We start from the raw sequence: 26301 nt of genomic DNA, 5'->3' as shown, positions 1-26301 counted from the left end.
GTTTTTACGAAATTGCCATCGGCGAAAGCCGCGTGCATCTTTCCGAAAAAGTTTTTCAAAATTCGTCGGTTTTTGCGGTCATCATGCTTATGTCAATCGATCTGGTTTGACCGTAGCCCCGCATGTTCGTCGTCTTGGCGTTTTTTACATGCAAAATGTCGCCTTCTTCATGAGCCGTTGCCCTCTCGCATGGACGCATTCCTAAATCCAAATTCAGCCAGAGCCATTGAGCAAGGGTTTTGGCATGCGTGCTCTTGCTTTTTTTGAGTTCTTCAATAATCAAAACGACGTCTTCTCTTGGAGCCAGTTTTCTTTTGCTCGAAGATGTTTTTCCAGACCTTTTCGTACAACCGGTTCTGGTCAAATTCTTGATGGATGCGGCTGCGTTCATTTCCCCATTTTCCATCAGAAAATAATATAACGCTGATTTGTATTGCACGAAGCTGTTTTTCATGAGCGTCGACTTGACGTCCTCGAGCCACCAAGCCAGTTCTTCCGGATGCTGCGTCCAGGCTTTTCCCGTTTCACGCTCGAACCGTTCTACGAGTTGTTTCCCCCGTGCAAGATATTTGATTTTCGTTTCTTCCGTTATGCTTTGCCCCGGGGCTTTTTTCTTCTTGTTCATTTGGCTTTTTTCCTTCTGATAGGCCGTAAAGATATCGCAATATTTTCGTCAGGGAAAAGCTCTCGAATTTTCTTTCTCAAAAGCTTGTGGCATGAATTGTAAACTTTTTGCGTCTCCCCCTTTTTCTCGAACTCGAACAAGCTTTCGAGGAAGCTTTCGAGAACAATACGACTTCGAGGCTGAAGCTTGCTGATATTCACGCGTCTTTCTTTTTTTTCACCCGAGGAAATTGATTTGCTGAAGACAAGACAGTCGTCTTCAATTCGCGACGATGCCCATTCTTTGAAATTCATATCGAAATGCAAGTTGAGCCAAAGCCATTGAGCAAGGAATTTTGAATATGCGTATCGATCCGCATGGATTTTCAAATTCAGGATGATTGTTTGAATTTTTTCATCGGTTCCCGATTCGTATTTTTTTTGCTTTTCCTTGCATCCCACGCAACTTATTTTTTTTATCGCTTCAGCGGCATAATCCGGGCCTGGGTAGTAACGCATGAAAGCGGCCAATCTTGACGTAAATTCGCAACGTGCTCGTTGAAAGGCTTGTTTTTTTCTTTTCAAGCCATATGGGAACCTGCATCGGGTCGTCGCGCCAATCAAATTCGGTTTCGCGTTCAAAGGCTTCGATGAGCCTTCCGCCTTCTCGAAATCGTTTCTCTTCTGATGGTGTTTGCGGCTTTTTGCGTATTCCGGACCAAAGTGACCACGGATTCCGGTCGAAAGTGACCACTGATTCCGATTGAAAGTGACCACACATACCGGCGAAATGTAGATGACCTCAGGGCGGTATCGCTCAACTATGTTCAGGGTGCCTAGCCCCTTGGCGGGGACCACTATCAGGACGTCTTCATCCTGGTGGAGGCGGCCTTTTTTTAGTGATCAAGCTCGGCTTCCCATGCACAGCCAAGCTAAACGCCGGGAAAAGACCGTGACCGGGCCACAGTGACAAACCAGAGGCATTAGGCGAGCCGCAGCATCCACGCGTCCCTCGGCAAGCCTAACCTTCCAGGTAGGATCATAGCCTAGAATCGCTGGCAAGGTTCGCCCTGCCAACTTCACGCGATCTCGCAATGCAACACCACTCACCCAATCTTGCGGAACAGCATTGTCTTTGATACAATCACGGATTCTTCTATTCAAAGAGGCGGTTCGTGGAGGTAACTCCTGGATGATGCTTGACCGGGCACAAGGTGCTGTTCATAGAACAGGCTGAAAAGGCTGGACTGGTATGGTATTTTTGGTGGTATTTTTCTGAAATCTCATTCAAGTTGCCGTAAAAAATGACATTTCGAGTCCCCCCTTCGCACCAGCACCATTTCAAAGGGTTCAGGCGACAATCGCTTGAACCCTTTTTTTTAAGTCTTTTTCGTCCGCTGGGAGACTTGGCCTCACTTCACCGAATGCATGACCGTACGGCCTAGTAATCCGTAAATCATCAGCAAAAGGAACGAGGACAATGAAAGACAGGACTCCGCATATTGGTTGCGTGGTTGTTTTTACGATTTTACTTTTCTGTCCAGCGATGGTTTTTGCGGCTTGGGGCTCCATGGCGCCCAGAAACCCGGACTTCATTCTCCATCAAAAAAAGGACTTGGGACAAGGAAAAGCAAATCAAGCTCGTCCATTGGGTTATCGCCCTTCTCCACTGAACCTCGCGCATGTTGCTCCACCGGAAGGTATTTTCCCGCGCATCAAAGCAGCGCATGAACTCCCGGTTGCTTTTGATCTTCGTCCCGGAAGCCTCCCTCCCGTCAGGGATCAAGGAAACTACGGTACTTGCTGGGCCTTTGCCAGTCTTGCTTCCCTGGAATCGACATTTCTCAAACTGAGAAACCAATCTCTTGACTTTTCAGAGTGGCATTTGGCCTATTTTGCCTATGTTGATGAGAACGATAGAAAGCCCGGTTTCTCAAGACAATCCATGCCGGGCTTTGGTGCGGATCCTGTTTTTGACCAAGGGGGGAGCCCCTGGCAGGCCGCGGCAATCCTTGCGCGATGGACCGGTCCGGTCAGCGAGAACGTTCGCCCATACCAGTTTGCTTCACCATGGCCGCCTATATCGAAACCGCTTCCTTCGGACCCTCCGCTCAAGCGGTTGAAGCATGTCTATCACCTTGGCGCTGAATTCAATGAAATTGTGGTGAAAAATACGCTCATGATTTTTGGAGCAGTAGACGTCAGAGTCGTGTGGGACGATATCGCATATAACGACCAGACTCATTCGTTCTATAACCGAGACAGCGAAGGAGGAGGCCATCGCGTTGCCATCGTCGGCTGGGACGATACCTATCCGGCCCGGAATTTCGCCGTCTCTCCAGAGCATGACGGCGCATGGCTGGTCAGGAACAGCTGGGGAACCGGATGGGGAGAAAACGGTTATTTCTGGCTTTCCTACACTGACCCCACCTTGGGGTCTCCGGCTTTGTTTCTAGGCATGGACATAAATGAATTTGATACGGTTTATCAATATGATCCGTTGGGCTGGACCGACAACTACGGATATCAAAGCGATACCGCTTGGTTCGCCAACATCTTTACCGCATCGGAATCATCAGAGAGCTTTTCCCCTGAATACCTTCAAGCCGTTTCATTTTATACCGGGGCCCCCAACTCTTTGTTCCGTGTCGAAGTCTGGAAAGATGTAGAACCCGACAATCCGAGAAGCGGTTTTTTTGCCGCGGATTCAGAGGGTATTCTTAGTGCCGCGGGATACCATACAGTACGGCTGCCATCACATGTGGAACTCCTTCCCGGAGAGAGCTTCGCCGTTGTTGTACGGCTCAGGACCCCCGGCTTCCTCTTCCCTATCCCACTGGAAGGTCCCATAGAAGGCTACAGCGAAAAGGCTACGGCCCTTCCAGGGCAGAGCTTCGCCAGCAAGGATGGGAATCTATGGGAGGATGTGGCAGGCGTCGCCCCTAACACGAATGTCGCTCTGAAAGCGTTCACCTCTTATCGGCCCTCTTCAGGTGAGGGGGGCGGGGGGTGTGTCGTGGGCGCAAACCAAGACGTTACGCTTGCCTTCTTACTTTTCGCGATCATTGCGACATTGGTCGTACGCCGAAGCTCGAAATAAAAAAAGGGGTTACGACAATTGTCGTAACCCCTTGCGTTTGTTTTTGGTGCGCCCGGCACGATTCGAACGTGCGACCAACGGATTCGTAGTCCGGTACTCTATCCAGCTGAGCTACGGGCGCGCAAAGCGACATTCTTTACTCAAAGCTCAAGGTTTTTGTCAAGCGCTCCAAGTCTGTTTTCTGTTTTTTTCAGATGGCGAGCATATGGACAGTTAAAATACTTTTTCAAACCTTGACGAGAAAGCTTGCATGATGCTTTAAGACTTTTCGAAGGGTAAGCGTAACTGTTCAACTTCAAACAAACATATCCGTCGGAAACGACAACTCGGATTCAACAATGACAGATTGTCCAGAAATTATTGAACGATTCCAGGTCAAAGATCCGGAAATCTTGCGTGAAGCGGCGCAGGATGCCGGAGATTACGGTTGTGAGGAAGCAATCTCCGGATTGATCACGCTGTTGCAAAACCCGAATTTGGGGGTCCAGGAGGCCGCGGATTTGGCGCTACGGCAGCTGGGGGGCGTCCAGGCGGTGAGTGGGCTTTGTCCCTTGCTTCGGACAGAGGACGCCCAAGTCCGAAATCTGGCCATGGACATCCTGAGGGAGGTGGGAAATCAGGACATCAATACGATCGTCGCCCTACTCAGCGACGACGATGTGGACATCAGAATTTTTGCTTCGGACATTCTTGGTTCCACCCGGAACATCCTCGCGGTTCCGCATTTGTGCCAAGCCTTGCTCCATGATTCGGAGGTCAACGTTCGATATCAGGCCGCCGTCAGTCTGGGAAGCTTGGGATTTGCCGAAGCCGTTCAATGTCTGAACCAAGCCCTTTCCGATGAAGAATGGGTCCAGTTTTCCGTCATTGAAGCCCTGTTGAAAATCAGGGACGAATCCTCCATTAATGCTTTGATCCAGGCCATGCCTCAGTCCTCGGACTTGGTAGCCTCCATGATCGTGGACGCTTTAGGCGAGATGGGCAACCTGAAATCCATACCTTTGCTGCTCAAGCGACTTGATGAATCACCGCGCGCATTGCGCAACAAAATCGTCAAGGCCGTGGTCCAAATCATGGGAGGACGCACCCTGAATTTGCTGTCGGCCCTGGAGCAAGCCAATTTTAAGGACTATCTGCTGTCCGCTCTGGAAGATGAAGACGAGGAAATCCAGGATGCGGCCATGTCCGGCTTAGCCTCTCTACGAGTATCCGAAGCCGCCGTCCCGATCATAAAGATGTCCGCCAAGCTGGATCCGGACTTTGAGATCCATCAAGACCGTCTCGAAACTATCGCCGACGTCTTGGCCCAAATCGGTTCAATCGAACCTTTGCGCCAAATTCTCCAGGAAACCGACTCCGCGGCCATTGCCTTGACGGTGAAGACCCTGCAACGCTTACCCGGAGCGGATTCAAGCCTTCTGCTGATGGAGGCGTTTTGGAAGCACGATCGGGACGTGCAACGGGAATTGGTGGATGCCTTGTGCATCGTGTCCGGGGATGAGGCCGAGGCATTTTTCGTCGATTTGCTTGATCGTCACAATGACGGGCATGTGCTCAAACAGGCGATGCGGTTTCTCAGCCGCAAGACCGTCCGGGAGAAAGGCAAACCGGAGCTGGCCGAGAAGCTGTTCACTTTTCTTGATCACCCCTACCCCGATGTCCGCGGCGTGGCCCTGGAAGCCTGCATCAGCCTGGGTGAAAAATCCCTGGTGGACAAGTTTCATCAGATGTTCGCTTCTCCGGCCGCGGACAAGCGAGCCATGGCCATCCTCGGTCTCGGCAATCTGGGGTGCGACACGCATCTGGACGTGATCCGTTCAGCCCTGGGAGACGAGTCCACAGCCGTGCGTAAGGCGGCCCTGGAAGCCAGCATCAAATTGTGCGGCCTGACCGAGGAAGTCTTTGAAATGATTTCCCAGCGCTTGCAGGATGAAGACCGGGACGTTCGGCTGACCCTTGTCGCCCTGCTTGGAGACTGCGCGTGCAGCTTGGTCAATGTTGCGCCGATCCTGAAATCCGCCCTGGGCGATGCCGACGACTGGATACGGATCCGAGCCATCGAGGCGTTGGGCCGATTGCGGGTTCCCGACGCGGTAAAGGACTTGGCTCCTCTCTTGCAAATGAATAATCCACTCGTATCCATCAAGGTGATCGAGGCGTTGGGGATGATCGGCGACCAGGCCGCCTTCCAGGTACTGCTCGGGATGCTCAACAGCGACGACCCTGAACTAATCAACGCAGTGGAGGACGCCATCGCCGTACTCCAAGAACGTGAGGAAGGGTAGGCGAAACAATGAGCGCCGCGGGAACGGTGGACATCAAGGATGCCGAGTTTCAACAACTTCGAGATTTTATTTACGCGCAAAGTGGAATTTATATCCCGGACAACCGGAAATACCTTCTGGAAAACAGGCTTTCCAACCGCGTCAAAATTCTGAACCTGAAGGATTACGGAGAGTATCTCCATTTTTTGAAATACGACGGCGGACGCCGCCAGGAACTGCCCAGGCTGTTTGAGGTCATTACCACCAATGAAACCAGCTTTTATCGCAACCCGCCGCAACTCAACGTCTTTCAGAACATTGTTCTACCTCGGATTCTGGAGCGACTCCGCAAGGAAGGGAAACACAATCTGCACATCTGGTCCGCGGGCTGTTCCACCGGCGAGGAGCCGTACACCCTGGCCATTATTATCCACGAGGTGCTCAAGTCTGAAATCGCTTCCTGGAGCATCCGCATCACGGCCAATGATTTATCCGAGGCCGTACTCCGGACGGCGCGTCAAGGCGTCTATTCCGATTATGCCCTGCGCACCACGCCCAAGGATGTCGTCAAGCGGTACTTCACCGAAGAAGCCGGACGGTTCAGGGTACGCCAGGACTTGAAAAACATGATCACCTTCGGTCAGCTCAACCTGAACGATCGCGGCCAAGTGAAACTGGTTCCGCGCTCGGAGATCGTTTTTTGCCGAAACGTCATCATCTACTTTGACGACGCGATGAAAAAACGGGTAATCAGTGCTTTTTACGACAATCTGTTGCCGGACGGCGTGCTGTTCATCGGTCACTCCGAATCCCTGCACCATGTTTCCAGAACCCTGAACCCCAAACACCACCCCGGAAGCATCGTCTACTACAAAGAAACATGACTTGGCCCACGAGACGTCGCGATAAATTGATTCACGATCAATGCGAAAGGGAGTCCCGCATGCTTACTGAAGAAGAAAAACGAGCCCATGTTCGGCTGACCAAGCCGTTTGAGGTGAAAATCAGGCCCTTCGCCTTTCCCTTGCAACGCCAGCCCACTTCCGAAGTCCACTCCGTGGACATCAGCGAAGGCGGGCTGCTTGTTCACTGCGCCAAGAGATTCACCGTCGGGGACAAGCTGCAAGTGACCATTTTCATCCCCAGCCTGAACAAGCACCACCCTGGCTTTTTCAAGGTATTCGAAAGCGATGTGGACCAATCCTTGACCGCGGTAGCCGAGGTGGTCAGGGTTCAGGAGGTTATCCCGCTACGAGATTATGGCTTGGGTTTGAAATTTTTGGACATCTATGAGGACGATTGGCAAGCGCTACGCACGTTGATCCTCAAGGAACTTCGAAAAAAACAGGATGCCGCGTGAAACCGAAGATCCTGGCGGTGGCCAACCAGAAAGGCGGTGTGGGCAAGACCACCACAGCTCTGAGCCTCGGCGCCGCGCTGGGCGAAATGGGACGTCGCGTTCTGGTCATGGATCTGGACCCCCACGCCTGTGCCAGCATCCACCTGGGCTTTTATCCCGAAGAGGAACGCACTACCCTCTACGATCTGTTTCGTGAGGAGAACCCCGGTAAGCGCACAACCATTCTGGACTCAATGATTTCCCCCGCCGTCGATGTCGGATTCGACGCTGCTCCCAGCCACATCCGACTCTCCGAACTGGAGATGGACCTCCGGGATCGGGCGGGCAAAGGCGCTATCCTGAAGCAATGCATGGACCACCTGGAAAATCGATATGACTACGTGATCCTGGACTGTCCGCCTCATGTCGGCATATTGCTGGTCAACGCCTTGGTGGCCTGCGACCTGGTGATCATTCCCATGCAGACCGATTTTCTAGCCCTGCATGGCGTCCGCCTGATCTTCGCGACCATGAAAACCTTGAACAAAGCCTTGCCCAGACCCATTGATTTTCGAATTTTGCCCACTATGTTCGACCGCCGCGCCGGCGCCTGCCAGCGGGTACTGCACCTGTTGCGCCAAAAGGCGGCCTCCAAGGTGTTCGAGACCATCATCCCCATGGACACCAAATTCCGGGAAGCCAGTGGAATGGGAAAAACCATCCTGGGCGTTGCCCCGTCCTCCAAGGGGGCGCAGGCCTACCGACAACTGGCCAGGGAGTTGACCGCCAATGAAAACGCTTGAACAGTATTTCAAGGATCAGCCGTTGCTGCCCGACGACATAACGGTTCCTCGCAACGGCAAGGATTTGACCAGCGCGGAACAGGCTTTTTTACGCAAGTATCTCGGTTTTGAGAGTCCCTCCGGAGACCAGGGGCCGACGATTCAAGCCGTCACCCCGGAACAGGTCATGCCGGGGCCGACTTCTCCAACCGGCGTTGTCCATGGAACCAAAGGCGCGACGGACCCTCACGGTTCGTCTATAGACCCGGATCCGGCGGAGTTGCAAAAAACACTACGCGAACAGCCCGAACTGCAGTTGATCGGTTTTCGCTTGGCTGACCAGGATTACGCCCTCCCCATAGAAGTGATCCAGGAAGTCATCCGAGCCGTGGAGCCAACCAAACTACCCTCCGCCCCGACGTTTCTTTCCGGCGTAGTCAATCTGCGAGGTCGGGTCACGCCTCTGGTTTCCCTGCGCAACCTGCTCCGGCTGCCTCCCGGGGAAGATCTGTTCATCATCGTCTGTCGCCACGGGGGCTTGCAGGTCGGCTTGCAAATCCAGGCCGTCTCCACCATGCACCGAGTCAAGCAGGAACGCATTGATTGGGCGGTGGAGTCCTTGTTGGGCGTGCAAAACGAGATGATCTGCGGCCTGATTCGTTCCGAGAATCAGCGCCTGATCAGCATTCTTTCCCTGGACCATCTTGTTCAATCCCTGGTGAAATCATGAGGTGTTTTTCGTGAAGCATATTCTCATCGTCGATGACTCCAAAACGGTTCGCAACCTTGTCGCCTTCATCATGAAACGGGAAGGCTTCCGGGTGACCATGGCCGAGGACGGCATGGACGGCCTGGAAAAGCTCTTTTCCGCCGGTCAACTGGACCTGATCATCAGCGACATCAACATGCCGCGGATGGACGGCTTCACCTTTATCAAAAACATCCGCGAGCAGGATATCTTTCGAGATATCCCGATCATCGTCCTGTCCACCGAAGGTCAGGAAGAAGACATCCAGAAAGGGATCGGCCTGGGTGCGAACCTGTACATGGTCAAGCCCGCGCAGCCGGACAAACTGGTCCGCAATGTGAAGATGCTCCTAGGATAGCCCAACCTCTCCCCTTCCCCCACCAAGAGGTGCGTGCATGAACCAAGAGTTCTCGGATCCGGAAATATTTACCGATTTCATCATTGAGGCCAAGGAACACCTGGAAACCATCGAGCCCAACCTGCTGCTGCTGGAAAAACAGCCGCGGGATGTCGGGCTTTTGGACGCCATTTTCCGGCCGATGCACTCCCTGAAAGGGGCTTCAGGCTTTCTGGGCCTGCCTCAAGTCAATAATTTGGCCCACAAGGCCGAGAACATCCTGGACGAACTGCGCAAGGGCAAATTTCAGGTCACTCCGGACATCATGGACATCATCCTGGCAACCACCGACGCCTTGCGCACGATGATCGACAACCTGGAGATCAGCGGCATGGAAGGCGACGTGGACACACGGGATATCATCTCTCGCATTAACGGTGTTTTGGAGGGCGGCGGCGTCACATCCGCACCGGTCTCTCAGGAAACCGCGACTCCGAAAAACTCACCGCCCGTGGCATCGTCTCCGCCTCCCCCAGCGGAGACACCTCAAGCCCCGATGGACACGGAAAGCGGCTCTTCAGCCGCACATGCGGCATCTTCGGGGACCTATGCCTTGAACGCGGTCAGCGCGGAACACTTGGCGGACTTTCTGGAAGAAGCCCAGGAAATCGTCACCAACCTGAACCAGTCCCTTCTGGAGTTGGAACGAACCCCGGAAGGAAAAGACGAGTTGATCAACGATATTTTCCGCTACATGCACAACCTCAAGGGAAACAGCGGCCTGTTGGGTTTTACCGAACTCAACGCCCTGGCCCATGAAGCGGAAAGCTTGTTGGGACAAGTCCGCAAAGGAGAGATCGACCTGGAGCGGGATCTGATCGATCTGCTCCTGGCCGCCACGGACCAAGTCGACGGTCTGGTGGCCAAAGTAGACGCCGAGTCCATGACCGTCGTCGCGACGGATGTTCAGCCGATGATCGTCAAGCTGTACCAGGCTCGGATGGGGCACTCTTCCTTGGAGGAACAACCAGCCATATCCAACGACATCCAAAACACAATTCCCCCTTCCCAGGATTCGCCACCCCAGGCTCCCTCTGCCTCCGACTCCGCCCTGCCTCCGGTGGTGGTTCCGATCGGAATGGATCCGGAAGATTTTGCGATTTTTCGGGAAACCGCCCGCCAACAGGTGGATAATATGCGCCTGGCGTTGGGCCTGTTGGCCGAGAACCCCGAACATCGGGACTCCATTGACGGCCTGTACCGCTCATTGCTGACTTTGCAAAACTCATCCAACTACATGGGCTTCGACGACTTGAACGTGTACGCGGAGCGCACGGCCAAGCTCGTAGACCAGGCCCGTGGCGCGGACATGGGATTTGAGTTGTTCCTGGACCTGCTCAACCAGGAAAAGGAGATTATCGCGGACATGGTCGAGGCGGTATTGAACAAGCATACGCTTGGCGACGCTTCTTCCTCCGAGCCGCCTCCTGAAGCACGACTTGAGGAATCCGGCGGTAAAGATAAAGAATCCGCCCTTCAAGCCCCCAAATCATCTCAAGATGAACCCGACACGAGCGCCTCCTCCGGGGACATGACAACACCGGAGCCCAAGAAATCCGACGCCGAGCCTGCTTCAAACACCGGCGTCGACCGAACGGCGACCGCTTCTCCTGAAATCTCCGCCGAGCAGTCGCCACCCCGCCAAGACTCCGCCGCTCCCCCCAAGCCCAAGACGTCCACCACCATACGGGTCGACCACGAACGGCTGGATCATTTGATGAACCTGATCGGTGAGTTGATCATCAACCGTAACCGCTTCGCCATGCTTTCCAAGTCGTTGGAAGAAAATCCGGACCAAGTGGAACAGGTAGCCCAGCAGTTGACCGAATCCACCTATGCCATGGCCAGGATTTCCGACGACCTTCAAGATACCATTATGCAGGTGCGCATGGTTGCCGTGAGTGCGGTGTTCTCCAGGTTTCCCCGGCTGGTTCGGGACCTGAGCCGCAAAAGCGGCAAGGACGTGGAACTGATTACCGAAGGTGAGGAAACCGAGCTGGACAAGAGTATCGTGGAAGTCATTGGCGACCCCCTTGTCCACTTGATCCGCAACTCCATGGACCACGGTCTGGAGGGCCGGGAAGAACGCGTCGCCGCGGGCAAGCCCCCCACCGGACGGGTTTGGTTACGCGCCTACCACAAGGGGAATTCCGTGGCCATCGAGGTGGAAGACGATGGTCGAGGCATTGATCCGGAAAAAATGCGGAAGGTGGCAGTGAAAAAAGGGTTGATGTCCGAGGAGGAAGCCGCCAGACTCGACGACCGTGAGGCGGTGGACCTGATCTTTGCCCCAGGGTTTTCATCAGCCGAGAAGATTACGGATATTTCCGGTCGAGGCGTGGGCATGGACGTTGTCCGGACCAATATCAAGAATCTCAAGGGCACGGTCAACGTGACCTCGGAGCTGGGCAAGGGGTCGAAGATGACCCTGGTCCTGCCCCTGACCCTGGCCATTATCGACGCCCTGATGGTCACCGTTGCCGGGGCCACATACGCCATCCCTCTGGACGCGGTATCCGAGACGACCAAGATCGAGGCCGAGACCCTCACCGACGTCAGCGGACGCAAGGCGGTTACCTTGCGGGACGAAGTCTTGGGCATCGTTGAATTGACGGACCTGCTCGGCCTGCCCAAGAATACCAACCAACGGGAGATCCTCCCGGTGGTCGTGATCACGGACAACGATCGCCGTCTGGGCTTGGTGGTGGATCGCTTACTGGAACGCCAGGAAGTGGTCATCAAACCGTTGGGCACGTACCTGGGAGACATCGACGGCATTTCCGGGGCCACGATCATGGGCGACGGCAGCGTAGTCCTGATCCTTGACCCCCACGAAGTCTATCTTTTGGCCACTTCCCGCCCTGGAAGGTAGTTCCTTGGTAACTACTCAGTAAATCCTGAGTTGAGCTCACTTCCGACGCTGGATTCCCGCTTTCGCGGGAATGACGTGTTTTTCATGCCGCCTCCCAGTCAGTCATACCCGCGAAGGCGGGTATCCAGGCCGTATTTCCTCGGATGAGCTGAATAGTTACGTCCCTTGAGCCTTTCTTCGCTTTTTTTCGCTGAGTTTTGTCGTGCTCGTACTCGGATCGAGAGCCTTCCCAAACTTTTCGGATTGATCTCGATTACGTACACCAGCACCACTACGCTGAGCACGAGTACGATGAGGCCTTCGCCCACATCCTCAGCCCTCAGCCTCCTGACTCCTGACCTCTGAATCCCCCTCCCCTCCGCTGTTTCCGGCCAAAGGATGGGCCTGATCGTAGACCTGGACAATTCGGGCCAGGTCCAGATGGGTGTAGCGTTGAGTGGTGCTGAGCCGGGCATGGCCCAGGAGCTCCTGGACGCTGCGCAAATCCGCTCCGGATTCCAGCAAGTGAGAGGCGAAACTGTGGCGTAGGACATGGGGGCTGATCCGGCGCTCCAACCCGGCCTCGGCCGAGAGCTTGTCCACGATTTTAGCGGCTTCGCGTCGGTTCAGTCGACCGCCGCGCATCCCCAGAAAAACGGCCCGTTCCTCCGGTTCAGGGCCAAACGCCCCCCTGTGCTCCAGGTAGACGCGCATCCGCTCCACTCCGGGCTCAGTCATGGGCGCCAAGCGTTCCTTGGCCCCTTTGCCCAGAACACGAACCATGCCCTGGTTCATGTCCACGTCGTAAAGGTCCAGCCCCAGGGCCTCGCTGATCCGCAGTCCCGATCCATACAGCAACTCCAGCAAAGCCATATCCCGCAGCGAACGGGGATCCGGCTTTCGGGAGGCCTCAACCAGGCGCAGGGCCTGATCCACGTTAAGGGTGGTCGGGTGACGGACGTCCTGCCGAGGGTTGGTGATGGCGGCGCAGGGGCTGACGCGGAGAATGTCCTGACGGATTAAGAAGCGAAAGTAGGAACGTAGAGCGGCCAGCTTGCGGGCCACGGAGCTGCGCTTGACGCCTCGGCGGTGCAGGTCTGCCAAGTAGCCGCGCACCGTGTCCCGGGTAATGCTCTCGGGGGCCTCGGGGGCCAAGCCTTTCACCCGGACGAACTGTTCGAACTGGTGCAGATCCACCCCGTATGCCGCGAGAGTGGCTTCGGCATAGCCCTTTTCCACGCCCAGATGGGCCATGAACATCCGCCCGTAAGAGGACAGGTCATTCTTGTCGGCGATCCAGGACATAGGAGCTGCCGGGGATGGACTTGGCCTTCTTTTTCAGGTTCATGGCAATCTGCGAGGCCTCCCCGAAGTGCTTGAGTCGACCGTCAGTGTTAAAAACCACGGCGATGGACACGGACATCATGGAAAATCGCTGCATGGCGCCCTTGCGATCCGTGGAGAGGATGTAGCCGCGTTCCTGGTCGTCCTGGTCGTAAAAATGGGGGACGATGCCGTCGAAGCTCTCCACGATCCGTTGACAGGCGGACTCCACCGTGTCCGGGGGCAGGATGAAGACGAAATCGTCTCCGCCTACGTGCCCTACGAAGGTGAGTTTCCCGGCAAAGGAGCGGATGGTGTTCACGATGACCCGGGCGGCCATCATCAGGACTTCGTCGCCTCGGGAAAAACCGTATTTGTCGTTGAAGGACTTGAAGTGATCCAGGTCTACGTAAGCAAGGGCGAAAGGCTCCTTGCGGTCGATCAAATCCTGGATGCGCTGAATGATGGAGGTGTTGCCGGGCAGCTTGGTCAGTGGGTTGGCGTCCAATTCGCGCGAAGCGCGATGCAGGGTCAGGCTGAGCCGGGACCGGGCTTCCAGGGGCGAGAGAGGATAGACGAGAAAATCATCCATTTCCACAGCATGAAAATCCATGTCTTCCAGTGGATTTTCCTCTATCAGGCAAAGAACCACGGGCAACTGACGATAGACATTCTCGCTCTTGACCATGTTCACCAGGGTTGGCCCGGAGAGTTGGGGCAGATCGTCGTCCACCAGGAGCAGATCCGGCGGGGCGTTGAAGACTTGTTCCAGAGCCATGGGGCCGCGCTGGAACACCGTCCACTCCACTTGGTCCGGCGGCCAGAGACCTTGGAAAAACGCCACCCGGTCCCGGTCCGCGCATACCAGGAAAAACCGAAGCTTGCGCCCGAACAGCACGGTTACCCCAACCCCATGGACAGCCCGTCGCCTTCGATCTCCTCGAGCATGACATCCAAGACCTTGTCCAATTGGCTCATGTCCAGCTGCAACAAGGCCAGGGCCTCGGGATCGAGGCGGGGCACCAAGTCGTCGCCGCCGGAGCCGACTTCCAGGGTCCGGATCAGAACGTCGCCCACATGCACCACGCAGGCCATTTTGGGATAATGCTGCGCGGTAACTGGACGGTGGTGACCGGAAATGCCGATCTTCAGGTTTACGGGCAGATTCCAGTGATCCGCGACCCAGGCGTTGATCCGATCATGACCGAAGCCGAGCACCTTTTTTTCCGCGTCCAGATAAAGCACGTCTTCCTGGCGGACCACGGCGTCGATTTCCTCCTTGGCCGTCGGCAATTGCAAAGCCACGATGACCTTGCCCAGGTCGTGCAGCAGGCCGGCCACGGCATATTCCTCGGGCTCCTTGAACCCGGCCTCCCGGGCAATTGCGTTGCAAGCCATGGCGCACCCCACGCTGTGCTCCCACAGGCCGACCATGGAGGTGGTCATCAACTCGAACACGGAAGTACTGATGATCAACCCCTTGATGACGTTGAACCCCAGCAGGACCAAGGCGTGCTGAATGGTGCTGATCCGCCCCGGAAACCCGTAGATCGGGGAGTTGACCATCTTCAGAACCTTGGCTGAGAGAACCTGGTCCCGGGAGATCAATTTGGCGATCTGCTGCGTCGAGGAGTTGGGGTCTTCCAAAAGCTTGGAAACTTCCTCCAGGACCACGGGCAGCGTTGGCAGATCCTTGACCGCAAGCAACTGTCCCTTGCGTTCGGTGCGCAGATCTTCGCTCATGCCGCGCCTCCTTGTTCCACTTGCCCAGTGGATTCGACCTGCTCGGGTGATTCGGCGACCGCCGTGGCACTGGCGGCCTTGAGGAGAAAATAATCTTTCAAATGAGTCTGGAGCTTGACCATCCAGGGATCGTCGCCGTGCTTGCGAAACAAGTGGTCCAGCCGTTCGACCCGATTTGTATACGGATTCTGCCCCCCTCCTCCCAGGTCCACCGGATTGCCCTGAACCGTGACCATGGTCACGTCCATGCGTTCCAGTCGTTCCAACAACGACTCGGAAAGTTCGGTGTTTTCGGCGACCAACACCAGTCCGTTTTCCCTAAGGATAGGCTTGGCCAGGCTCATGCCCGGTTTGGCCAGGTTCAATGGAATTTTTTGCATAGGTAGAGTCGTGCCTTATCATCAGGGTAACGAGACCCGGATCAGTGAACAACACAGACCGGAAAAAACGTTTATCGTCCGCACACCGAATAGTACATCCCCGGATAACGCATGACAAGGGAACGCATTTCCAGAAGCAGCAAGAGCGTGCTGACCCGCGAGGGTTCATCATCAAGTTCGTTGCAGATGTCGTCGATATGCACCCTGTCCCGGTTTTCCAGAAACCTGATCAATCGTTCTTCTTCCGGATTCAGTGTCTCCCCGGGGGCTTTATTCGTCGAGGCAAACTGGTTGCCCGCCTTGGAGGTCGAGGTTGAGGCCATGGGAGTGTCGCCGGATATTTCTTTAGAGAAGAGGCGAGTCAAATCCTTGGGTTTGTCCGAGACAATATCTTGAGAATCGGATGCCAAGGGCTTCGGGGCGTCCGAGCTCTTGATGCCGATAAGCTGAGGCCGCAGTTCTGTCAGAATATCCTCCACGGTCCGGACCAGTGTCGCGCCTTGACGAATCAGGTGGTGACAGCCGTCATAGCTTTCCATGTTCACCGGACCGGGCAAGGCGAAGACCTCGCGTCCTTGCTCCAGGGCAATGGAGGCCGTGATCAGGCTGCCGCTGCGTACGGCGGCTTCGACCACCAGGACTCCGAGGGACAAGCCGCTGATGATCCGGTTGCGATGCGGAAAATTGACAGCGTCCGGCCGAGTACCCGGCGCAAACTCCGTTACGATCAGTCCTTGGCGGAGCAGGCGCAGCCAGAGATCCTTGTTCGCGGCGGGGTACAGCAAATCCAAGCCCGTACCCAGAACAGCGATGCTGGAACCGATCTCCTCCAGGGCCGAAACATGGGCCTGACGGTCGATCCCCGCGGCGAATCCGGAAATAACGCAGATCCCGGCTCGAGACACTTCTCGACTGATCGAGCGCACGGCTTCCATTCCGTAGCGGGAACACTTCCGGGAGCCGACCATGGCCAGGGCCGGGGAAGCAAGCAGGCCGCGATCTCCGGCCAGGTAGAGCAAGGCCGGCGGATTGGGGATACGGCGCAATAATGCCGGATAGTCCTTGTCCGACCAGAGCAAAACCTCCATGCCCTTGCTCCGGGCGTCCAGGGCCTCCTGCTCCGTGGCTGCTCGCCAGGAACCGGCCAGAAACTCCTGGACCTGATTGTTTCGCGCCAGCCCGAGGCCATGCCATTGCCCGGCATGTTCGACAGCCACGGCGGCCCTTCCGAAATGCTCCAAAAGGCGTTTCCAGGTCCGCGGGCCCAGGCCGCTACTGTTGCGCAGCGCCAAACTGGCCAGATACTCGTCGTGGCGATCCGGGTCCATTTAGCTCACGAAGCGGTGGTCGGCAGTTGGGGGAGACGCTCACGGGCCAGTCGAGAGGCCGGAGAATTGGGGTAATCGTTGATGACGATCTGAAGATGAAAGCGGGCGTTGGGATAGTCCCCCAACTGTTCATAAGCGAACCCGGCTTTGAGCAAGGCGTCGGGAGCCTTGGCGCTTTTGGGAAACCGTCGGCTGAGTTCCTTGAAGACCAGAATGGATTGCGCGAACTGCTTCTGTGCATAGTGGGTTTCCGCTTGCCAATACAGCGCATTGGGCATCAGGGGGTGATTCGGAAAACGTTCTTGAAAGGAGAAAAAGTCCGCACGGGCCTGGGCGTAGTCATCTCGGTAATATTTTGCCAAGGCTTGATCGTACAGTTTCTTGGCCTCGCTTTGTTCCCGTGAATCGTCTGAAACGGACGGCTGAGGCTTGGGAGTCGGTGAGGGTCGGACCTCGGGTTCCGGAGTCTGGCGAGGTCCAGGAACGGATGCGGGGCCGGAAGGCGTCCCTACTGCCGGAATCGCCTCTGTCCGGTCCGCCTCGAAAGGCGCGGTCACGGAGGATGGTGTCACCGCATCCGCGGACTCCGGAGTGCGCCGGGAAGTGTCCTCGACGACCGATTTGGTCGGATCTTGCGCTGCCAAGGCATTTTGGAGAAAACGCTCCTGCTGCAACAGCGACAGTTCCATGGAATCCAGGCGTTCCCGGAATTCATCCGCCAGTCGGTCCTGGCGGTCGCGGACTTCCACCAGGGCATACTCCAGATTGCCGATGCGGCCTTGCTGCAACGACGGGGAGGCGCATCCGGCAAGAAATACCGTCCCAATGATCAAGGCCATCCAAAACCGACACATAGACTCTCTCCTTCCAGACCGCTCAATGATGATACCCGGTCCCCCGCTGGATGTTTAGGGCTCGGTAAACCTGCTCTAAAAGCACCACACGGGCCAGCTCATGGGGCAAGGTCATGGGACTCAGACTGATCAATTGATCGCAACGCTCCCGAATTTCTCCGGAAAAGCCAAAGGCTCCGCCCAGCACGAAACAAGGTCTGCGCACCGGGTCTTCCCACCATGTTCCCAGGGTCGCGGCAAAGGCTTCCGATGAATACCCCCGCCCTCCCGCGTCCAAGCCCAGGACGCGATCCTTGGGGCCAAGCTTGGCCAACAACGCCTTTCCCTCCATGTCGACCCGGCGCTCCAGAGACAAATGACCCGGAGCGTCCTTGACCTCCACACGTTCAAACCGGACAAAGCGTCCGATCAATGTCGCGTAGTGCTCAGCGGCCCGCACCCAGTGGGGCGTCTTCAATCGCCCCACCGCCAGGCAAGCTATGGCTTTCATCCAGCCGTCACATCACTTTTATGAGAATCCAAATCATTATAATGACCTGGGCAAACGCCGAACCGACAATCCATTTCAGAAAATCAAATTTAAACTCGACCAGATCCCTTCCGGTAACCATTTTACTGATCCTCATCTCCCTAACGCATCATTGGTCAGCCGAGCAATGTCGTCCAGGTCGGCGCAGAGGGTCACTCCCGCGGCCTGAAGGCGATCGAGTTTTACCTGGATTCCGCCGCCGCCTTTCTCCAGAATGGCTCCGGCATGGCCGAGGCGCTTGCCCTCGGGGGCAGTCCTTCCGGCGATGAAGGACAAGATCGGTCCGTCCCAGCCCATGGCCCGCAGATGCTCGACGGTTTCCTCTTCGGCCCGTCCGCCGATCTCACCCAGGATCAACACGGCTTCGGTCCGGGGATCAGCGACCACCAACTCGGCGCAGGGCGTCAACCCTGAACCGACGTAAGGATCTCCGCCCACGCCGATGCACACGGACTGGCCGATACCGGACGCGGAGAGTCGGTGTACGGTTTCATAGGTCAGGGTCCCGCTGCGGGAGAGCACGGCCACCGGCCCAGGGGTGAAGATATGTCCGGGCATGATTCCGACCTTGATCTCGCTGGGAACGATCAGGCCGGGAGTATTGGGACCAATCAGCCTGCTGGGCGAGCCGTCGAGCTGCTTGAGTACCCGGAGCATGTCCATTTGAGGAATGCCCTCGGTAATGCAGACGATCCACGGCACTCCGGCCTGGGCCGCCTCCATGATGGCGTCCGCGGCCACCGCGGCGGGAACGAAAATAATGGAGACGTCGATCTGGTGTTTGGACACCGCCGCGGCCACGCTGGAGTAAATCGGCAGTCCAAGCACGCTCTCCCCGCCTTTGAAGGGCGTCACCCCGGCCACGACCCGTGCGCCATAATCTTTCGCTCCGTATTCCTGCATCAGGGCGGCATGGCGCTGTCCTTCCCTTCCAGTCAGCCCTTGGACCAGAATCCGGGAGGAACCATTCAGGCCGAAGGGCCGATTACGGCGCAAACCTTTGGTGGCGGCAACGGGCGTCCACCCTGAGAAGCTGAAGGAGGAACTAAAGGAAGAACTTGAAGTTCGCACACCGGTTCCCTCCGCGACTAACGCCCGGCTCGGGACAAGCGTCTTCAACATGGCCAGAGCTTGGCTCAAATCGTCGGTCACATGCAAAGTGTTCCCGGGCACGTCCGCCAGCAAGGCGCAACCGGCCTCAGCCCCATGTCCGGAAAGCCGCACCACCACCGGTTTGGACGGCGGGCGGCCGCCCAGGGCGTTCTTCAAGGCCGCGGCCACCTTTTCACAGGAAAGGATTCCGCCGAACAGGTTGATCAGTACGGCTTCGACCTGCGGGTCGTCGAGCAGGATGGCCATGGCCGCGTCCATGGCTTTTTGACCGGCGCCTCCGCCCAAATCGAGAAAGTTGGCCGGCTCCAGACCGGAAAAAGTGAGCAGATCCATAGTGGCCATGGCCAGCCCGGCCCCGTTGACCATCAGGCCCACCCGGCCGCCGAAGCGATGATAGCTCAAGCCCGCCTGTCTGGCCCTGCACTCCTCATCGCTGAAATAGACGTCCCGTTCATAGCGCCGCAACTCCGGTCGCTGATCCGCCAGGTTGTCGTCCACCTCCACCTTGCCGTCCAAGGCCAGCCAACGGTCGTCCCCGGTCAGCACCAAGGGGTTGACTTCCGCCAGCAGCAACCCGTTGCGCAGAAAGCAATTCCAGAGGTTGCGCACCAAGGTTTGAAAACCCGGCCAAAAGGCTTTGGCAGCGTCTCGGTCCAGCCCCAAATGAAAAAAAGCCGTGCGAATGTGATGGTCCATCAACCCCGCCAAAGGATTGATCTTCTGAATTAAAAGATTTTCCGGATCCTCGGCGCCTATGGCTTCCACGTCCACACCGCCTCGGCGCCCGATGGTCAGCACCGGGCAGCCCCACTCCCGATGCAGGGTCAGGCTGAGATAGAACTCCCGGGCAATGTCCGCCCGTTGTTCAATACGCAGCAACGGGACTTTTCGGTCGCTGACGATCATTTGAAACAAGGTCTCGGCGTTTGCGAACAATTCTTCAAGGGAGTTCACGGAGACGATCCCTCCTTGCTTGCCGCGTCCGCCGGAGAGCACCTGCACTTTAAGCATCCAGGGCGAAGGTATCCCAACCAATCGGGACGTCAGCTCCAAACGTCGCCCTTCGGTCAAATCGTCCGGAGAAAGCAAAAGGCCTTTGGGGGTGGGAACACCCGATTCCTCGAAGAGAGTCTTGCCGTCATGTTCGTTCAGTTGCATATGTGCTCCGCTAAACAAAGCCTTTCCAGTTGTCAAAGACATGCCAATGAGGGTAGAGATATCCTCTCGATGCGCAGGACTTCTTCTCAAATATCATCCATCCCCCACTTGATGCGCCATATCCGCCATTGTATCCTGAGCTGTCTGCTGGTCCTGACCGCGGTCGCAATCCCAGTCCCCGGCATGGGGGCATCGTTGCTGGCTCTGGACAATCTGGTGGTGGACAGCCAAGCCGAAAAAATCCATCTCCGCTTCGGGCTGCGTCTGGAGCAACCCGAACCCGTCGCCGCCGTCCTGCACGAAGGGGTCGACCTCTGGTTGGAAGGGACCGCCCGTCTGATCTCCAAGCGTCTGTTTTTGCCAAACAGCATCCTTCACGAACAGACCTTCGAACATGTCCTGGAGTGGAACCCATTGACTCAAGAATACGAGTTGACGTTGCCTCAGAAGGAACATCTGGTCAAGGCCAAGGAACTCAAGGACTTGCTCGGGGAACATTGGCGGGAGTTCAGCCTGGAAATGGGCGAATGGTCCTTGCTGATTCCGGGCCAGACCTATCATATGGAGTTGGAAGTCACCCTGGATCGCCGGGACATCCCCGTATGGATGCGCCGCGTGCTCTTCTTTTGGTCCTGGGAAGTAATGACCCCGATCCGCTACGAACTGGAATTCTCCGTCCCTTGAGCGCCGTCGGTCATGGTTGACCGACGGCGCTCAAAGGGTGACCCCGAATTCATCATCAAAGGGTGCCCGCGCACTCACCGCCATGCCTGAACCTTCGCCTTCCCCCGACCCGATCAAGATCAGCGTTCCGGACAGTGTTCAACGCAAGCGCCGACAACGTGAGTTGTACCTGGCGCTGTTCGGCTTTATCGCCGTGGTCGTTCTGGTCTCGGTGCAGCTAAATTTCCTGCGGGTGGACTCCTACGTCTTTTTCGCCCTGTACAACCTGAATTTCATCCTGTTGCTGGTCGTCCTTTTTCTAGTGGCCAGAAACGTGGTCAAGTTGATTCTGGAGCGGCGACGCAAGGTCATCGGGGTCCGGCTGCGCACCAGGCTGGTTCTAGCGTTCGTGTCCCTCTCCCTGGTCCCCACGGTTTTGCTTTTCCTGATTTCCCTGATCTTCGTACGCACATCCGTGGACTTCTGGTTCGAAGGCCAGATGGAAAAATCCCTGGAACAAGCCCTGACCGTCGGCCAATCCTTCTACTCCTCGGCCCAGGAACGTCTGGAGCAACGTGGTGAATTTTTAGTCAACCATATCCGGGAACGTCAGTTTTCCTGGGGCGGACGGCCCATGCACGCCTTTCTGGACGAAAAGCGCCTGGAATATGGACTGGGGCTGACAGGCGTCCTGTCTCCGGGGCTGACCGAGCAAAACTGGCACGCTAATGAGGATTGGGCCGGAGCCTGGCCCAGCGTCCGCACGGAGATAAACCTGGAATCCCTGCTGGATTCCCCACGAATTCTTTCGGCTATTCATTCCGGACCCAACTCTGATCTGGTTGTCGGGGTGTTGCCCGTTGACGGCGGCCGGACCGGCTATCTGGTCCTGGGCGACAGTCTGGGCGAGGGGCTGCTGTTCAAGTTGCGCCAAATCGTCCGAGGCGTGGATGAGTACAAGAAACTGCAAACCCTGAAGTATCCCTTGAAGGTTACGCTCTATCTGGTCTTAGGGTTGACCACTCTGCTGATCATTTTGGCCGCGACATGGTTTGGCTTTCGTCTGGCCAAAGAACTTTCCGCCCCGGTCCAGGCCCTGGCTCTGGGCACCCAGCGCATCGCCGAGGGGGACTTGGCTTTTCGCCTCCAGGACGACTCCAAAGACGAACTGGGCATGTTGGTCCAATCCTTCAACCACATGGTCCGGGATCTGGAGTCCAGCCGGGCGAAACTGACCAGGGCCAACGTCCGCCTGGAAGATCAAAACCGGGAGCTGGAAACCAGGGGCCAGTACATGGAGGCGGTGCTGGACAACATCACTTCCGGAGTGGTCTCCATCGGCCCGGACGGTCGAGTGACCACGGTGAACAAGGCCGCGGAGGCGATCCTGAATTTTGATTCCCGAGAAATTCTGGGAAAGACGCCCAACGAGTTCCTGCATCAGGATTATTTTGGAATGCTCCAAGGGGTGATCAAGCACCTGCACGTCCACCCCCGAGCCAAGTGGCAGCGGCAATTGGATTTGCGCATGGGGTCCAGGGAAATCAAACTGCTGGTGAACATCGTCCACCTGCAGGATCAGGGCGGGGTTATCGCGGTGTTCGAGGACGTAACGGAACTGGAGAAAATGCAGCGTTTGGCCGCCTGGAAGGACGTAGCTCGCCGCATCGCCCATGAAATCAAGAACCCGTTGACGCCCATCAAGCTTTCAGCCCAGCGATTGGAACGCAAGTTCGCCGCCCAGGTGGACGATCGGACCGTCTTTGATCAATGCACAAAAATCATTATTCGCCAAGTGGAGCACCTTCAGCGAATGGTTCAGGAGTTTTCCTCCTTCGCCAAGCTGCCGGAAGTCCGGCCCTTTGAGAACGCCCTGGAGCCACACCTGGAGGAAATCGTGGACATGTTCCGCAACAGTCATGTGCGCATCAAGTGGACCCTGGACGTGGACGGCCCGATTCCTCTGGTACGCTTCGACCCCGAAGCCTTGCGCCGGGTCTGGATCAACCTGCTGACCAACGCCGTAGAGGCCCTGGAGGACCAGGACCAACCGGAAGTACGAACCTGGCTTAGCCACGACCCGGAAAATCAATCGGTGCGCATCGAATTCCAGGACAATGGACAGGGCCTCAGCCAGGTCGACGACATGCAAAACATCTTCGAGCCCTACTTTTCCCGCAAGAAAGGCGGCACGGGTCTGGGCCTGACCATCGCCAAGTCCATCGTCGGGGAGCACCAGGGCACGATCAGAGTTCGTCCCAATACCCCGCGTGGGTGCGTCTTTGAGGTCGTCCTCCCGGTATAGGGTGTTTTTTCTGAAAGAAGCGCTCGCACAAGGGCGGTTCGCGAACCGCCCCCAGCGCCCTCCCTGCTCCGCGTCACTCTTCCTTTTTCTCCATCGCCTTTTTCAACTGCTCGCCCAAAGACCCCATGGGAGCCGATTCCTGGGCTGCGTGTCCGCGCCAGTCTTCGTTTTGCTCAGTGCCGGGCAGGGCCAGGGAGATGCGACGCTTATCGCCGTCCACGACGTCGACGACAACCGGCAGCACGTCTCCGGGCTTGGCCTTGGCGTAGGTCTCGTCCTCGGCGCGTTCCAAGCGAGAAAGAGGTAACAGACCTACGACTCCGGGCTCCAGACGAACAAACATGCCGAACTTTTCTCGTTTCTCCATTGTTCCCTGAACCACCTGGCCCTTCTTGAACCGTTCGGCCACTGCCTCCCAGGGGTCGCCCTCGGCGTCACGCATGGACAGGGCGATACGTCGGCTTTGCGGATCAATGGACTTGACCATCACGGGGACGCTGTCGCCAACGGAAACCATGTCTCCGGGCTTGTGCACCCGCTTCAGGTAACTCATTTCGCTGACATGCACGAGGCCTTCGATTCCGGGAGCGATTTCCATGAACGCCCCGAACGGCGCCAAGTTGGTCACCCGTCCGCTCAGCTTGCCCCCCACCTGGATCTCGTCGGCCAACCGGCTCCATGGGTCTTCCATGGCCTGTTTCATGGACAATTCCAGGCGGATTCCCTTGCCCTGGTCTTCGACCTTGAGCAGTTTGACCGTGACTTGGTCACCCAGGGCCACCACGTCTTCCGGGGAAACGTTGCGGGACCAGCCCAGTTCGGAGACGTGCACCAGCCCTTCCAGGCCCGGGGCCAGTTCCACGAACGCCCCAAAAGGAGCCAACCGGGACACCGTGCCCTGGAGCAGATCCCCGACCGAGGCTTTTTCCAGAAATTCAGCCAAGGTCGCGGCCAGTTCCTGATCCAGAAGCGCCCGACGGGACACCACGATATTCCGGCCGCGCTCCTCGACCTTGGTGATCAGAAACTGCATGGTTTCGCCCACCAGGGCTTCCGGATCGTCCACCGGACGGCGATCCACCTGACTGAGCGGACAAAAGGCCGTCTTGTCCAGAATCCGGACCCGGAAACCGCCTTTGCAGGTATCCTTGATTTTGCCTTCCACCGGAATGCCTTCTTCCATGGCCTGCCGCAGCTGCTCCAGGCCCCCTTCCCCACTCAGGGCCTTGGCCAAACGGATCTGGCCTCCTTGGACGGCTACCACGAACAGTTCGACCTCATCGCCTTCCCGCAACGCGAACGTACCGTCCTTGTCCAGGAGTTCCTGTTTCTCGATCACCCCGTCGCTTTTGGTTCCGGTGTCAACGTAGACCATCTCCTCGCTGACGGCGATGATCCGCCCCTTGATCCGGTCGCCCACGCGCAAATCGGGCTTCATTTCCATTTCAGAGGCCTCGAACATCTCGGCAAAGCTCTGTTCCATCTGGGAATCGGACATACGGTGTGCTCCTGTGCAAGGTCGTTTGGGCAACGGCTGGTTGGGGGTTACAGGGTGGAGTCGGTGGTCGCGTCGACCCACCGGCGAATGGCGTTCAATTCGTCGTTCCATTCGGAGGAAAACCGCAATTTTAAAAATTGTAAAAACATCTGGTCAAAAAAGAGCAAGGCCCGCTCCAACAGGTACATCTTTTCCAGGAACGGACCGTCCGGGTCCTGGCCTTCCTCAAGGCGAAACTCCACCTTGGGCGTCTTGAAACCGGCCGTGGAAAAATCCTCGGCCTTCACCGTTACCTGCCAGCCATGGCCGTCCTCTTCCACGCGCAGCTTGGCCTGGTGCACTTTTTTACCGCGCAACAGACCGTTTTTCGCCTCAAGCAGCTCAGCGCCGGGGCCGCTGCTGACGGCGGTTTCCAGATATTCGCCTTCCCCGCTTTGAACCATGACCCGGCCCTCGAAGGTCAGGCCGAAGGGGATGCCGTCCATGGTTTGCCATTGACCGTTGCTGCGTTCGCTGCGAAACCAGATCCAGGTCAAAAATTCCTGCCCCAGAGCCAGATCCTTGGCTTTGATGGTTTCCAGGCTCACGACGCACCTCCCGCAACTCCATTGGATACGTCGCCTTCGCGATCATTTGCATGGCTCAAGGCGGCCGGATCAAAAACCTCTCGGTCGGTATCCGCGACGGCCTTGCGAACCGGCACGAACATCGACCCCTCAAAGCCGGTCAGACGCCCTTCCGCCGCCTCGCCCAGAAGCTCCAGCCCCAGGACGACCGGGGTCAGCGCTTCCAGTTCGACCTCGAAGGTTTTGGCGAACAGTTCCTCGAACAGCGTACGGACCTTGGTGTTGGTGGTGGCCAAATACACCCGGTTGTCCCGCACGCTCCAGACCACGTCGAACACCGCCGGGATGGGCAGGCTGCGCATCAGGAGGCGTTGCCGGACCTGATCACGCAGTTCGGTTTTCTGGTCCTTGCTCAGGAACTTCTTGCCTTCACCAGCCAACTGGGCCATCCGCTCCCGCAGCGCAATCATAAAGTGTTTTTTGAACACCGCCGGAGGGACGCGCCGGGTATCCAGGCGCAGGGAAAAGGCCAGGTATGGCCCTTTTTCCGGACCGGCCGTGACCCACTCCGCGTCCAACAGGTCGTCGAAGCAGACCCAACCGAAGGACCGTTCCTCCATGCTCTGGTCAATGTCCACGAAGGCAAAGCGTTTCAGCCTGAGTTGGACATTGGAAAGCACCTCGTCTCCTACCTCGTCCGGCAGACGATATCTGGTCAGTCCCGTGCTCGCGGAAAGAAACCCCACTGTTCAACTCC

23 protein-coding genes and 1 tRNA gene are annotated in these 26301 nt (G+C 56.9%); 10 read left to right on the top strand and 14 right to left on the bottom strand.

Annotation, left to right across the window (positions count from 1 at the left end; translation table 11 throughout):
* Positions 1-55 precede the first annotated feature (55 nt).
* Both GY33_RS0115460 and GY33_RS0115455 read right to left on the bottom strand, forming a co-directional pair.
* Complete coding sequence (locus tag GY33_RS0115460) at positions 56-625, bottom strand: hypothetical protein (RefSeq protein ID WP_031388199.1); 570 nt, start codon at positions 623-625, stop codon at positions 56-58.
* Positions 622-1461, bottom strand: a complete 840-nt coding sequence (locus GY33_RS0115455) for a hypothetical protein (protein WP_031388198.1) — start codon at positions 1459-1461, stop codon at positions 622-624. The genes GY33_RS0115460 and GY33_RS0115455 overlap by 4 nt, the downstream gene beginning before the upstream one ends.
* A 622-nt stretch (positions 1462-2083) precedes the next feature.
* Between GY33_RS0115455 and GY33_RS0115450 the strand changes: the two genes are divergently transcribed.
* The gene (locus GY33_RS0115450; protein WP_031388197.1) at positions 2084-3703 is read left to right on the top strand and encodes a lectin like domain-containing protein; all 1620 of its coding nucleotides are present in this window, start codon (positions 2084-2086) and stop codon (positions 3701-3703) included.
* A gap of 44 nt (positions 3704-3747) precedes the next feature.
* On the opposite strand, the gene GY33_RS0115445 is transcribed toward GY33_RS0115450, so the two are convergent.
* Positions 3748-3824 (bottom strand) — tRNA-Arg (locus GY33_RS0115445).
* 217 nt (positions 3825-4041) lie between these two features.
* Between GY33_RS0115445 and GY33_RS0115435 the strand changes: the two genes are divergently transcribed.
* Genes GY33_RS0115435 through GY33_RS0115405 form a run of 7 tightly spaced genes read left to right on the top strand, consistent with a single transcriptional unit; the run spans position 4042 to position 12105 of the window.
* Entirely contained in the window at positions 4042-5988 is a 1947-nt protein-coding gene (locus GY33_RS0115435; protein WP_031388196.1) for a HEAT repeat domain-containing protein, read from the top strand.
* A gap of 8 nt (positions 5989-5996) precedes the next feature.
* On the top strand, positions 5997-6851 hold the full coding sequence (locus GY33_RS0115430; protein WP_031388195.1) for a CheR family methyltransferase: 855 nt from the start codon (positions 5997-5999) through the stop codon (positions 6849-6851).
* A gap of 59 nt (positions 6852-6910) precedes the next feature.
* The gene (locus GY33_RS0115425) at positions 6911-7327 is read left to right on the top strand and encodes a PilZ domain-containing protein (protein ID WP_031388194.1); all 417 of its coding nucleotides are present in this window, start codon (positions 6911-6913) and stop codon (positions 7325-7327) included.
* On the top strand, positions 7324-8109 hold the full coding sequence (locus GY33_RS0115420; protein WP_031388193.1) for a ParA family protein: 786 nt from the start codon (positions 7324-7326) through the stop codon (positions 8107-8109). The genes GY33_RS0115425 and GY33_RS0115420 overlap by 4 nt, the downstream gene beginning before the upstream one ends.
* Positions 8096-8818, top strand: a complete 723-nt coding sequence (locus tag GY33_RS0115415) for a chemotaxis protein CheW (RefSeq protein ID WP_031388192.1) — start codon at positions 8096-8098, stop codon at positions 8816-8818. The genes GY33_RS0115420 and GY33_RS0115415 overlap by 14 nt, the downstream gene beginning before the upstream one ends.
* Positions 8819-8828: 10 nt before the next feature.
* Positions 8829-9194, top strand: coding sequence for a response regulator (locus GY33_RS0115410; protein WP_031388191.1), 366 nt, complete (start codon positions 8829-8831; stop codon positions 9192-9194).
* A 37-nt stretch (positions 9195-9231) separates the two neighbouring features.
* The gene (locus tag GY33_RS0115405; protein WP_031388190.1) at positions 9232-12105 is read left to right on the top strand and encodes a chemotaxis protein CheA; all 2874 of its coding nucleotides are present in this window, start codon (positions 9232-9234) and stop codon (positions 12103-12105) included.
* Positions 12106-12417: 312 nt separating this feature from the next.
* Here the strand turns inward: GY33_RS0115405 and GY33_RS0115400 are convergent, their stop codons facing one another.
* From GY33_RS0115400 to GY33_RS0115360, 8 genes are all read right to left on the bottom strand, one after another.
* Positions 12418-13389, bottom strand: a complete 972-nt coding sequence (locus tag GY33_RS0115400; RefSeq protein ID WP_051822698.1) for a tyrosine recombinase XerC — start codon at positions 13387-13389, stop codon at positions 12418-12420.
* A complete protein-coding gene (locus tag GY33_RS0115395; protein ID WP_031388188.1) occupies positions 13364-14305 on the bottom strand; it encodes a GGDEF domain-containing protein in 942 nt (313 codons plus the stop codon). Before GY33_RS0115395 ends, GY33_RS0115400 begins: the two co-directional genes overlap by 26 nt.
* A 2-nt stretch (positions 14306-14307) precedes the next feature.
* Positions 14308-15150 (bottom strand): HDOD domain-containing protein, encoded by an 843-nt coding sequence (locus GY33_RS0115390; RefSeq protein WP_031388187.1) that lies wholly within the window; start codon positions 15148-15150, stop codon positions 14308-14310.
* Complete coding sequence (locus GY33_RS0115385) at positions 15147-15530, bottom strand: hypothetical protein (protein WP_035272411.1); 384 nt, start codon at positions 15528-15530, stop codon at positions 15147-15149. The genes GY33_RS0115390 and GY33_RS0115385 overlap by 4 nt, the downstream gene beginning before the upstream one ends.
* A 71-nt stretch (positions 15531-15601) precedes the next feature.
* On the bottom strand, positions 15602-16858 hold the full coding sequence (gene dprA, locus GY33_RS0115380; protein WP_031388185.1) for a DNA-processing protein DprA: 1257 nt from the start codon (positions 16856-16858) through the stop codon (positions 15602-15604).
* 5 nt (positions 16859-16863) lie between these two features.
* Positions 16864-17712, bottom strand: a complete 849-nt coding sequence (ybgF, locus tag GY33_RS19995; RefSeq protein ID WP_051822697.1) for a tol-pal system protein YbgF — start codon at positions 17710-17712, stop codon at positions 16864-16866.
* 22 nt (positions 17713-17734) lie between these two features.
* Positions 17735-18202 (bottom strand): 23S rRNA (pseudouridine(1915)-N(3))-methyltransferase RlmH, encoded by a 468-nt coding sequence (locus GY33_RS0115370; protein WP_031388183.1) that lies wholly within the window; start codon positions 18200-18202, stop codon positions 17735-17737.
* Positions 18203-18334: 132 nt separating this feature from the next.
* Complete coding sequence (locus GY33_RS0115360) at positions 18335-20512, bottom strand: ATP-grasp domain-containing protein (RefSeq protein ID WP_031388182.1); 2178 nt, start codon at positions 20510-20512, stop codon at positions 18335-18337.
* 69 nt (positions 20513-20581) lie between these two features.
* Between GY33_RS0115360 and GY33_RS0115355 the strand changes: the two genes are divergently transcribed.
* A complete protein-coding gene (locus GY33_RS0115355; protein WP_161788489.1) occupies positions 20582-21196 on the top strand; it encodes a DUF4390 domain-containing protein in 615 nt (204 codons plus the stop codon).
* Positions 21197-21278: 82 nt separating this feature from the next.
* Entirely contained in the window at positions 21279-23480 is a 2202-nt protein-coding gene (locus tag GY33_RS0115350) for a sensor histidine kinase NtrY-like (RefSeq protein WP_031388180.1), read from the top strand.
* Between the two features lie 73 nt (positions 23481-23553).
* Here the strand turns inward: GY33_RS0115350 and GY33_RS0115345 are convergent, their stop codons facing one another.
* The 3 genes from GY33_RS0115345 to rdgC are packed head-to-tail and all read right to left on the bottom strand — an operon-like array spanning position 23554 to position 26290.
* Positions 23554-24978, bottom strand: coding sequence for a 30S ribosomal protein S1 (locus tag GY33_RS0115345; protein WP_031388179.1), 1425 nt, complete (start codon positions 24976-24978; stop codon positions 23554-23556).
* 47 nt (positions 24979-25025) lie between these two features.
* Positions 25026-25565 carry a hypothetical protein gene (locus GY33_RS0115340; protein WP_031388178.1) on the bottom strand — a complete coding sequence of 180 codons (540 nt, stop codon included), beginning with the start codon at positions 25563-25565 and terminating at the stop codon, positions 25026-25028.
* Positions 25562-26290, bottom strand: a complete 729-nt coding sequence (gene rdgC, locus GY33_RS0115335; RefSeq protein WP_084185211.1) for a recombination-associated protein RdgC — start codon at positions 26288-26290, stop codon at positions 25562-25564. The genes GY33_RS0115340 and rdgC overlap by 4 nt, the downstream gene beginning before the upstream one ends.
* Positions 26291-26301 lie beyond the last annotated feature (11 nt).

The organism is Desulfonatronum thiodismutans (assembly GCF_000717475.1).
GTDB lineage: Bacteria > Desulfobacterota > Desulfovibrionia > Desulfovibrionales > Desulfonatronaceae > Desulfonatronum > Desulfonatronum thiodismutans.
This window is presented reverse-complemented; position numbering and strand designations above follow the sequence as displayed.